General features: G+C 75.1%; 8 protein-coding genes and 1 pseudogene. 6 read left to right on the forward strand and 3 right to left on the reverse strand.

All coding sequences use genetic code 11. The features are described from left to right. From E1264_RS44045 to mshC, 4 genes and pseudogenes are all read left to right on the forward strand, one after another. A pseudogene (locus tag E1264_RS44045) lies at nt 1–464 on the forward strand (hypothetical protein); the annotation flags it as partial. A 110-nt stretch (nt 465–574) separates the two neighbouring features. Then, nucleotides 575–1,528 (forward strand): ABC transporter permease, encoded by a 954-nt coding sequence (locus tag E1264_RS36135; protein ID WP_243711386.1) that lies wholly within the window; start codon nt 575–577, stop codon nt 1,526–1,528. After that, nucleotides 1,522–2,466, forward strand: a complete 945-nt coding sequence (locus E1264_RS36140; RefSeq protein WP_243711387.1) for an ABC transporter permease — start codon at nt 1,522–1,524, stop codon at nt 2,464–2,466. Before E1264_RS36135 ends, E1264_RS36140 begins: the two co-directional genes overlap by 7 nt. 68 nt (nt 2,467–2,534) lie before the next feature. Then, on the forward strand, nt 2,535–3,773 hold the full coding sequence (gene mshC, locus E1264_RS36145; RefSeq protein WP_132180953.1) for a cysteine--1-D-myo-inosityl 2-amino-2-deoxy-alpha-D-glucopyranoside ligase: 1,239 nt from the start codon (nt 2,535–2,537) through the stop codon (nt 3,771–3,773). A 4-nt stretch (nt 3,774–3,777) separates the two neighbouring features. Here the strand turns inward: mshC and E1264_RS45680 are convergent, their stop codons facing one another. From E1264_RS45680 to E1264_RS36160, 3 genes are all read right to left on the reverse strand, one after another. Continuing rightward, entirely contained in the window at nt 3,778–5,307 is a 1,530-nt protein-coding gene (locus E1264_RS45680) for a serine/threonine-protein kinase (RefSeq protein ID WP_243711388.1), read from the reverse strand. A gap of 183 nt (nt 5,308–5,490) precedes the next feature. Continuing rightward, entirely contained in the window at nt 5,491–6,333 is an 843-nt protein-coding gene (locus tag E1264_RS36155; protein WP_132180955.1) for a PAC2 family protein, read from the reverse strand. 225 nt (nt 6,334–6,558) lie between these two features. Then, nucleotides 6,559–7,017 carry a universal stress protein gene (locus tag E1264_RS36160; protein WP_132180957.1) on the reverse strand — a complete coding sequence of 153 codons (459 nt, stop codon included), beginning with the start codon at nt 7,015–7,017 and terminating at the stop codon, nt 6,559–6,561. 177 nt (nt 7,018–7,194) lie between these two features. Between E1264_RS36160 and E1264_RS36165 the strand changes: the two genes are divergently transcribed. After that, nucleotides 7,195–7,848 carry an HAD family phosphatase gene (locus E1264_RS36165; RefSeq protein WP_132180963.1) on the forward strand — a complete coding sequence of 218 codons (654 nt, stop codon included), beginning with the start codon at nt 7,195–7,197 and terminating at the stop codon, nt 7,846–7,848. Between the two features lie 307 nt (nt 7,849–8,155). Then, nucleotides 8,156–8,448, forward strand: a 293-nt coding sequence (locus E1264_RS36170) for a hypothetical protein (protein ID WP_132180959.1), incomplete at its 3' end; no start/stop codon positions are given.

Genomic DNA, 8,448 nt, shown 5'->3' on the forward strand with positions numbered 1-8,448 from the left:
ACCTGGCGTCCTTCGACCCGTTTCACCTCGTCGGGGCGGAGCCCGACCGGGTGCGGCTGTGGAGCTGGGACGGCGCGGACCTCGCCGAGCGGGACCTCGGGCCCGGCCTGCACGTGATCGTCAACAGCGGGCTGGAGGGCGAGGGGCAGCTCGAAGGGGAGACCGAAGACGCCTACATGGCGGCGCGCCTCGCGCATTTCCGGCCCCGGCTGGCCGCGGCGGCGCGGCCCGAACCCGGTCCGGGCGAGCCGCTGGAGCGGGCCTGGGGCGAGTGGCTGCCGCTGGTGAACGGCGACGGGCTGCCCCGCGCCGACCACCGGGCCCTCCTGCCGCTGCTCGACCTCGGCGACGGGCGGGTGTGGGGCACCACCTCGGTCAGCCTCACCGCTCTGCGGGAGGACGGCGTCCGGTACGACTTCTCCGCCGCGCCCGGCGACGCCGGCGCCTGGACCCGGGTGCTCTAGCCCCCGGCGTCTTCCGCCAACCGGCGGCGGTGTGCTGACGCTCGGTGTTAGCTTGGCCACTCATCGCGATCTGCATGGGGCGGGAGTGCGCGGATGGCAGAGGGGCTCGGGTGAGCGGGCGCGTCGACGTCGGCGTGCGGCCGGTCGTCGAGCGCGCGGGTCCCGAGGCGGCGCGGGGGCGCACGCCGTCGCAACTTGCCTGGGGGCGGTTCCGGCGTGATCGGGTCGCCGTCGCGTCCGTCGCCGTGCTGGCGGGCATCGCGGTCTTCGCGCTTCTGGCGCCGCTGTGGGCGCACCTGACCGGGCATCCCTACGACCGGACGTTCCCCGAGACGGGGCTGGACGTCGCGGGGCAGCCGCGCGGGCCCGGTGCGGAGTTCCCGCTCGGGGCCGACCAGCTCGGGCGGGACGTGCTCGTCCGCGCCGCCTACGGGACGCGCGTGTCCCTGGTCGTCGGGGTGTGCGCGGCGCTGCTCGCCACGGTCGCCGGCACCGCCGTCGGGACGCTCGCCGGGTTCGCGGGCGGCGCCGTCGACGCGGTGCTGGCGCGGCTGATGGACGTGACGCTCGCGCTGCCCTACCTCCTCGTGGCGATCATGCTCGCGACGACGTTCCGGCCCGCGTCGGCCGCCGCCGGGCTCGCGCTGACGGTCCTGGTGATCGCGTTCTTCTCGGTCGCGGCGTCCGGGCGGGTGATCCGCGGGCAGGTGCTGGCGCTGCGGCGCAGGGAGTTCATCGAGGCGTCCCGGGCGCTCGGCTCGTCGGATGCCCGGATCATGGTCGCCGACGTCCTGCCGAACCTGTCCGCGCAGGTCACGGTGCTGGCCTCGGTGCAGATCCCGGCGGCGATCGTATTCGAGGCGACGCTGTCGTTCCTCGGCGCCGGGGTGCCGCCGCCGGTGCCGAGCCTCGGGTCGATGCTGGGGGAGGGCAGCGAGGTGTTCCGGTCAGCGTGGTGGCTCCTCGGCGTGCCGGGCGCTCTGCTCCTGCTGGTCACGCTGGCGTTCAACCTGATCGGCGACGGGATCCGCGACGCCCTCGACCCGCGCGGCGGCGGATGGTGAGCCGGGGGCTGCCGCGGCTCGTCCTGCGCCGCCTGCTCTACTCGGCCGCGGCGCTGTGGCTGGTGTCCACGCTGGTCTTCGTGTTCCTGCACGTCTCGCCCGTGCCGGTGGAGCGGGTCATCGGCGGGCCCCGCGCGACGGCGGAGACGCTGGCGCAGATCCGCGCGAACCTCGGGCTGGACCGGCCCGTGCTCGTCCAGTACTGGCGGTTCGTGGAGCGGCTGCTGCGCGGGGACCTCGGCGACTCCTACATCAGCGGGACGCCGGTGTCGGCGCTGATCGCGGAAAGGCTCCCGACGACGCTGTGGCTGGTCCTCGGCGCCGGGGTGCTGTGGTTCGCCGGGGGCGTCGGGCTGGGGGTGCTCAGCGCGTGGCGGGCGCGGACGCTGTGGGACCGGGCCGCGACGGCGTTCGTGCTGGCGGGGCTGTCCACGCCGCCGTTCGTGCTGGCCCTGGCGCTGCTCTACGTCTTCGCCACCGGTCTCCACCTGTTCGAGGCGGGCCCGCCGATGCAGGAGCACTTCCTGCGGCGGATGATCCTCCCGTGGGCGGCGCTGGCGTTCCTGATGCTCGCGTCCTACACGCGCCTGACCCGCGGCGCGATGCTGGACGTCCTCGGCGAGGACTACGTGCGGACGGCGCGGGCCAAAGGGCTGCCGGAGCGCCGGGTCGTCCTGCGGCACGGGCTGCGGCCCGCGCTCGCGCCCGTCGTCACGCAGGCCGGCGTCGATCTCGGCGCGCTGGTCGGGTCGACGATCGTCATCGAGAAGGTGTTCGGGCTGCAGGGCGTGGGGCAGCTCGTCCACCAGTCCATCGCGACCGGCGACACCCCGGTGATCATCGGGGTGACGCTCACGGTGACGCTGTTCGTGATCACCGCGAACCTGCTGGTGGACGTCGGCTACTCGGTCCTGGACCCGCGCGTCCGGCACGGGTGACCGGACACCCGGGACAGTCGACCCATCCGGCCGCAAACCCGCGAACAGGGCATGGATAAGCTTTCGGTATGCGATCGTGGCCCGCCCCAGAAGTCCCCGGCCTCGCCGAAGCGGGCCTGCCCGCCGCGACCCGGCCGCTCCGCCTGCACGACACCGCGGCGGGGACGGCCCGCCCCTCGGGGCCCGCCGCGCCCGGCGGCACGGCGCGGATGTACGTGTGCGGGATCACCCCCTACGACGCGACCCACCTCGGCCACGCCAACACCTACCTGGCGTTCGATCTCGTCAACCGCGTGTGGCGGGACCTCGGGCACCGGGTCCGATACGTCCAGAACGCCACCGACGTCGACGACCCGCTTCTGGAACGTGCCCGGGACACGGGGCAGGACTGGCGCGAGCTCGCCGACCGGGAGATCCAGCTGTTCCGCGACGACATGACGGCGCTGCGGATCCTGCCGCCGGACCGGTACGTCGGCGCGGTCGAGGCGATCCCGCTGATCGTGGAGATGATCGAGAAGCTGCGCGGCCGCGACGCCGCCTACGAGCTGGCCGGCGACGTCTACTTCCCCGTCGCGGCCGACCCCGCGTTCGGGCAGGTCAGCCGGCTGACGCGGGAGGAGATGGGGCCGCTGTTCGCCGAGCGCGGCGGCGACCCCGACCGGCCCGGCAAGCGCGACCCGCTCGACCCGATGCTGTGGATGGCGCAGCGCCCCGGCGAGCCCGGCTGGGAGTCGCCGTTCGGCGCGGGCCGCCCCGGCTGGCACGTCGAATGCTCCGCGATCTCCATCGAGTACCTCGGGATGGCGTTCGACGTCGAGGGCGGCGGCTCGGACCTGGCGTTCCCGCACCACGAGATGAGCGCGTCCCACGCCGAGGTCGCCACGGGGGAGCGGCCCCACGCCCGCGCCTACGTCCACGCCGGGATGGTCGGCCTGGACGGCGAGAAGATGTCGAAGTCGCGCGGCAACCTGGTGTTCGTGTCGAAGCTGCGCGAGTCCGGCACCGACCCGATGGCGATCCGGCTGGCGCTGCTGGCCCACCACTACCGCGCCGACTGGGAATGGACGCGCGCGGGGCTCGCCGGGGCCGCCGACCGGCTCGGCCGCTGGCGCGCCGCGGTGGCGCGGCCGTCCGGGCCGCCCGCCGCGCCGGTCGCCGCCGCCGTCCGCGACCGCCTCACCGGCGACCTCGACGCGCCGGGCGCGCTCGCCGCCGTCGACGCGTGGGCCGCGGCGGAGGGCGCCGACGACACCGCCCCCGCGCAGGTGAAGGCGATCACCGACGCGCTGCTGGGTGTCGTCCTCTAGACCGTCACCGCAGGACGTAGCAGTCCCAGTCGGACGGGTTGCCCGCGTCGCCGCGCAGCCGCGCCTCGGCGTCGTGCCGGTACTGCGACGCGCACACCGTCGTCATCTCGATCGGGGTGTCGACGCCGATGTCGCCGTCGCTCGGCACGCAGTACCACTTGGGGCTGCGGAACTGGGTGTCCTGCTCGCGGGCCGCGCAGTACTTGGCGGGGCTCGGGGAGCCGAGCACGACCGGTTTCGGCGGCGGGTCGCTGGTGACCGGGGGACCGCCGCCGTCGCCGTCCCCGGGCCGGGTCCCCTCGCCCGGGCCCGGACGCCCCGGCGCGGCCGAGCCCGCGGTGCGGGTGCGGCCCGGCTTGGCCGACGACGGCCCGGTCGACGGCGCGGCCGTCGTCGGCGGTGCCGTCACCTGCCCGTGCGGCCCGCCGGCCTCGGGCGACTCGTCGCGGGGCCGGTCGAGCAGGGTGTAGCCCGCGGCGCCGGCGAGCGCCGCGACGAGCGCGGCGGCGAAGCCCGCGGCGGCCGCCCGGCCGAGGCGGCGCTTCCGGCGCGGCGGGCGGGGGCCGTGCCCGCCCGGGTTCGGTTCGGTGGCCGAGGGCGGCAGCGTGTCCTCACCGGCCCCGCCGCCCGGCGCCGGGCCCGGCACGGGCGCCGCCGCGACGGGCGCCACGGGCGCCGGGAGCGCGGACGGGGACGTGAGCGCGGCCGCCGCCGTGTCGAACGCGTCCTCGTGGCCGACGAGCCGCAGCAGCAGCTGCGCCGCCGTGGGCCGCGCCGACGGGTCCTTCGACAGCGCCGCGGTGACCAGCTCGCGCAGCTCGCCGTCCAGGCTCCCGAGGTCGGGCTCGTGATGCAGGACGCGGTACATGACCGCGGGGATCGAGTCGGAGCCGAACGGCGGCCGCCCGGTCGCCGCGAACGTGATCGTCGCGCCCCAGGAGAACACGTCGCCGGCGGCGCCGACGTCCTGCCCGGACACCTGCTCGGGCGCCATGTAGGCGGGGGTGCCGACGGCGCGGCTGCTGACAGCGCTGGCCGCGTCCAGCACCCGCGACAGGCCGAAGTCGATGACGCGCGGGCCGTCCGGTCCGAGCAGGACGTTGTGCGGCTTGAGGTCGCGGTGCACGATCCCGGCGCGGTGGATGGCGGTGAGCGCGCTGGCGGTGCTGACGGCGAGCCGGTCCAGCGCGCCGCCGGACAGCGGCCCGTCCCGCGCGACGGCCCGCGACAGCGCCTCGCCGGGGACGTACTCGCTGACCAGGTACGGGCTGTCGCCGGCGACCTCGGCGTCGAGGAACTGGGCGGTGCAGAACCGGGCGACCTGCTTGGCGACCTCCGCCTCGCGCACGAACCTGGCCCGCGCGGTGGCGTCGTCGTCGAACTGGACCCGCAGGAGCTTGACGGCGACGTGCCGGCCGTCCGCGGCCGCGCCGAGGTAGACCGTGCCCTGCGCGCCGGAGCCGAGCCGCCCGAGCAGCTCGTAGCCGCCGAGGCGGGCCGGGTCGTGCGGGTGCAGCGGCGTTGCGTCGGGCAACGGGGAGCTTCCTCTCGTCCGGTCCTCTGCGGGGCGGCTGCCCGCCAGAGTAGGCCCGCCAGCCTACAAAGGACCAGCGAAAAGCAGGTGACGCTACCGCACGATAGGCGGAAATGCCCGGAATGCCGGTCTTACTGCGAGCAGCCCGGTCCCGCGGACGTGCTCCGCGCCTCCGGGGGCCGGTCAGCCCGGGTCGCGGCGGCGGAGGTAGCGCTCGAACTCGCGGGCGATCGCGTCGCCGCTCGCCTCGGGCAGCTCGGTGGCGTCCTTCTGCTCCTCCAGCGTCCGGACGTACTCGGCGACCTCCGAGTCCTCCTCCGCGAGCTCGTTGACGCCGTTCTCCCAGGCCCGCGCCTCCTCGGGCAGCTCACCGAGCGGGACGGTCACGTCCAGCAGGTCCTCGACGCGGCGCAGCAGCGCCAGCGTCGCCTTCGGCGACGGCGGCTGCGCGACGTAGTGCGGGACGGCCGCCCACAGCGACACGGTGTCGAGATCGGCCTTGGCGCACGCGTCCTGCAGCACGCCGAGGATGCCGGTGGGCCCCTCGTAGCGGGCCGGCTCCAGGTGCAGCGTGCCGACCAGCCCGGCCTCGGACGCCGCCCCGGTCACCGGCACCGGACGGGTGTGCGGCGCGTCGGCGAGCAGCGCGCCGAGCAGCACGACGTTGCGGACCTCCAGCTCCATCATCAGCCCGACCAGCTCCCGGCAGAACGACCGCCACCGCATGTTCGGCTCGATGCCGTGCAGCAGGACGACGTCCTTGCCGCCCGGCAGCCGCGCCCACGACACGCGGGTGGTCGGCCAGGTGATGCCGCGGGTCTCGCCGTCGATCATCTCCACGATCGGGCGGGTGACCTGGAAGTCGTAGTAGTCGTCGGGGTCGAGCTCGGCGATCGGGACGGCCTCCCAGGTGGCCTCCAGGTGCGCGATGACCCCGCTGGCGGCCTCCCCGGCGTCGTTCCACCCCTCAAAGGCGGCCACGAGCACCGGATCGACCAGTTCGGGCAGACTTTCCAGCTCGACCACGCGCTGCCTCCTTCCGACGCCCAGGTACAGCGTCACCGTCGGGGGCCGTCATTCCCGGGGGTCGGGGCCCCGCTCATGATCGGTGGCTGTCAGCCTACGTCCTGACGGTGACGTACCCCACCCTTCCGCGGCCCTGCACCCGCCCTGTACGCCCGCGGCGGAATACCGGACGGTCTCCCCGCCGCGAAACCGGCGGAATTCCGGCGGAATACCTGCGGGGCCGCGTCACTTACCGTCTGTGGTGTGGACGATCAGCACGTCACAGGGGGAGCGGTGCGACAGGTTCGCCGGGACGGACCCGAGGATGCGGCCCGCGAGGCTGTTCAGCCCGCGGTTGCCGATCACCACCAGCCCGGCCCCGCGGTCCTTCGCCAGCCGGGAGATGACGTCGACGGCGTCGCCCTCCACGGCGACCTGGTCGATGTCGCGCGCCCCGGCCGCGACGGCCCGCTCCCGCGCGGCGCGCAGCGCGTCCTCGGCGGGCGTGGACCCCTGCACCTTGTACGCCAGGTCCCCGAGCCGGTCGGCGGCGCCGGCGCGCTCGCGCGCGGGCATGGGGCTGTAGGCGGTGGCGAGCAGCAGGGTCGCGCCGGTGGCGGCGGCCAGCTGCGCGGCCCGGTCGACCGCCCGGAACGAGGAGTCCGAGCCGTCGGTGCCGACGAGGATGATGCGGTACGCGCTCATGCCGTTCCTTACCCGGTAGTAGGTTACAGAGGGCACGGTAGCCGTCCGGTGACCCCTCCGTCACCGTCTCTTTGCACACACCGTCCAAAAGCGCTCCGCGGGCAGCGTCCCGGGGCGACCGCGCGCGGGCGGACCGGGAACCCCCCGCAGGAAAGGAGAAACGTGACCCGTGGCGGTATGCAGGCCGTGCTGTTCGACATGGACGGCCTGCTCATCGACTCCGAACGCGTCTGGCTCGAGGTCGAGTCGGAGGTCATGGCGTGGCTGGGCGGCGAGTGGACGCCCGCCCACCAGGAGCGCCTCGTCGGCGGCTCCCTCGCCGTCGCCGTCGACTACATGCTGGAACTGACCGGTTCCGACGCCCCGCCCGAGGAGATCGGCCGGCGGATGCTGGACGGCATGGCCGAGCGGCTCGCCGCCTGCGTCCCGATGATGCCGGGCGCCAAGGACCTGCTCGCCGAGATCCGCGAGGCGGGCGTCACCGCGGCGCTGGTGTCCTCCAGCCACCGCCGCCTCCTGGAACCGGTGCTGGACGCGATCGGCCGCGAGCACTTCGCGCTGAGCGTCGCCGGCGACGAGGTGAGCCGCACCAAGCCCGACCCCGAGCCGTACCTGACCGCCGCGGCCCGGCTCGGCGCCGACCCGGGCCGCTGCGTGGTGCTGGAGGACTCCCCGAACGGCGTCGCGGCGGCCGAGGCGGCCGGCTGCGTGACCGTCGCGGTGCCCGGCGTCCTGCCGATCCCGCCCGCGCCGGGCCGCACGGTGGTGGCCTCGCTGCGCGAGGTGAGCCTGGCGTCGCTGCGCGCCCTCCCCGCGTTCGCCGGGCGGTGAACGGCCGGGTCACGGGCCCGGCGGGCGGACGGCCAGGTCACGGCCCTCCACCCGGCCGTCGCCCAAACGTTGCCGGACGTTGACCTGATTCGTGGGTATTCGCCTGATTCGTCCTGCGGGAGGTGTGCCCGTGGCGGCAGGGGCCCCTGATACCTGCGGGGTGATCCCTAGGGGACGGATCACGCCGGAGGAGGAGGCGGGGCGGCGGACAAACCGTCCGCCGGGAGGACCGGAACCCCCGCCCGGCGTGTGACGATGGAGTTAGAGCACCAGCGCAGGACCGTAAGCGTAGGGATTGAGGGCCGGCATGAGCGACGCAGCCATTTTCGCGATCAGCCTCGGGGTGACCCTGCTCGGGCTGGTCATCAGCTGGGGGGCCTACCGCCGCCGCGGCGCGGGCGTGGGCGTGCGCGGCGCCGCGCTGTCGCTGGTGCCGCTCGCCGCGGCCATGACCGGGGTGACCGAGTTCTTCGTCGACCTGGCGTTCAGCCCGGTCAAGTGGGCGGGCGTCGCGGTGGCGGGGCTCGCCGTGCTCCTCTACATGACCTCGGGCGCCATGCTCAGCCGCCGCATGGACGCGGGCGACGCCGGGGGCAGGGG

Source organism: Actinomadura sp. KC216 (assembly GCF_004348535.1).
Classification (GTDB): domain Bacteria; phylum Actinomycetota; class Actinomycetes; order Streptosporangiales; family Streptosporangiaceae; genus Spirillospora.

What these genes read in the sequence shown, in the direction of transcription:
- mshC (WP_132180953.1), top strand. Translation starts at nt 2,535, where the DNA reads ATGCGATCGTGGCCCGCCCCAGAAGTCCCCGGCCTCGCCGAAGCGGGC.
- E1264_RS36160 (WP_132180957.1), bottom strand. Translation starts at nt 7,017, where the DNA reads ATGAGCGCGTACCGCATCATCCTCGTCGGCACCGACGGCTCGGACTCC.
- E1264_RS36165 (WP_132180963.1), top strand. Translation starts at nt 7,195, where the DNA reads ATGCAGGCCGTGCTGTTCGACATGGACGGCCTGCTCATCGACTCCGAA.
- E1264_RS36140 (WP_243711387.1), top strand. Translation starts at nt 1,522, where the DNA reads ATGGTGAGCCGGGGGCTGCCGCGGCTCGTCCTGCGCCGCCTGCTCTAC.